This is a genomic window from Caloramator quimbayensis, assembly GCF_900167605.1.
GTDB classification, from domain to species: Bacteria; Bacillota; Clostridia; order Clostridiales; family Caloramatoraceae; genus Caloramator_B; species Caloramator_B quimbayensis.
In genome coordinates this window covers 1-1837 of the sequence record NZ_FUYH01000061.1, presented here as the reverse complement: position 1 = coordinate 1837, position 1837 = coordinate 1, and the positions used below count along the sequence as shown (strand labels likewise).

Annotated in this window: 1 protein-coding gene; it reads right to left on the bottom strand. The window is 35.9% G+C overall.

The window, feature by feature from the left end:
• Nucleotides 1-258 precede the first annotated feature (258 nt).
• Nucleotides 259-1692, bottom strand: a complete 1434-nt coding sequence (locus tag B5D15_RS15160) for a DDE-type integrase/transposase/recombinase (RefSeq protein ID WP_078697929.1) — start codon at nt 1690-1692, stop codon at nt 259-261.
• Nucleotides 1693-1837 lie beyond the last annotated feature (145 nt).

Below are 1837 nucleotides of genomic sequence, written 5' to 3'. Positions count from 1 at the left end.
GGTAATGTCAAAAGTTCTATGAAAAATCACTGATTGTAAAAATGTGGTTACTCAAAAAAGCGCGTAGCGCAGCTGTCGCCCTTGACAAACATCATCCAAATGGTAAAGAGATCTTAACGAGGGCGAAGGGAACAGATATAAGGGCAGCACAAATAAGCCCTCGAAAAATTCAGCATACCATTTGTCTGATTTGTTTTTCAAGGGTTCGCTGTGCCGACAGCTAAGAAAGCGAGAGCTTCAGCAAAACAGATATAAAGGCTAAGCTACCTGATGTTTTAGAATATAATCCTGTGATAATTCAATGAGCTTGCCCCACTTTGCAGGCATGTGAGGCAGTTTCTCAAGTTCAGGAATTGGAACAGGAACACAATATCCTAAAGCAGAATGAGGTCTTAGGAAGTTGTAGTAAGTACTAAATAAAGTAACGAATGAAACAGAACCATCATCAGAGTTAAATCCTCTTGTGTGTCTGTAATTATCTTTAAAGATGCCGTTAAGACGCTCTATGATTTGTTTAAGAACTCTGTACTTAGCAGAAACAGCATCTTTGTTAGTAAGTCCTATGACCTGTGTGACATCAAAGTTGATGCCCTTTTCTGCGAAGAAATGCTGTGCTAAGAGATATATGGGGTTACCATCTGTAACAAGGTTTAAATTATCAGGAATTGTTTTAAATTTGGTAATAACATCATCTATAGCCTTGATAGCTGACAATGTATCCCTGTTTTGAGAAACACGGTAAGAGAGTAGGGTCTTCTTAATAGTATCAATAAAAAAGAAGATGTAGTGCCATTTACCATTAACTCTGATATAAGTTTCGTCTCCGCAGATAGAATCAGAGACATCATAATCATAGTTATCAATAAAAGGCTTAACGATCCTTGCAACAGAGTCAGCATAGTTTAAAACGGTCTGATGAGAGATATCAACACCGTGTACATCTCGCATAATCGAGGCTGTAGCACGGGAAGACATATTGTAATTAACATGGTAAGTAAGTACGAGGCAAACAGTGTGTATAGGGGCATAAAGCTTAGCAAGACTAACCTTGGGAATTACAGGGCTTGACTTACTTAAGGGTTTAAAATCAAATTTAAACTGTCTGTAGATATACCTGACCTTAAAGTCATTAGGATTAGATTTAAAACGCAGTTTATCATCTTCAGACATGGATTTGAGGTTTTTAATATAAAAGGAGCAAGTATCATTCTTACACTTGAATACATTAAAATCCTTGCGTTCCTTAATCTTCTCTAAAACCCTGCCACAGTAAGGGCACTTAAAAACGGTTTCTTTTAAGTAATGATTTTTCTTATTAAAGGCAGATGAACAGACCTTGCACCTGTATTGTCCTCTACCTCCAGTGTTATCGTAAATGTATTTAGAAGGTGCACCACAGCAGGGACATGTAACAGATTCAGGGACAACAGTTTTACTGTTTTTTTGATGCTTAACAGGCTTTAAGTGCTTGCCATGGGCGTTAAAATATTCTTCAAGGAGCTTTGCATAATCATACTTTTGAGTGTTTTCAATAATTGGGAGCTTATCTACTTGGAGTTTTTGATATTCTTTCTTAACAGGTTCATCCAACTTTTTAGTAATGCTCTTACCTGTTAAGGCAATGAATAAATACATGACAACATGTTCTAAAAACTTAATGTACGTTAACAGATAAATATTAATTTCGCTCATAACTTGTACCTACCTTTCTTGTTTAGAAGTTTGTTTTTCAAGTTATAAATTACCTCAAAATAGGGAGGGGGTGCAAGTTATTATATAAAATTTAATCAAATCAAGGGGTTAAGGTAAAAGTTTAACTAAAAGCTTTTACAAAACC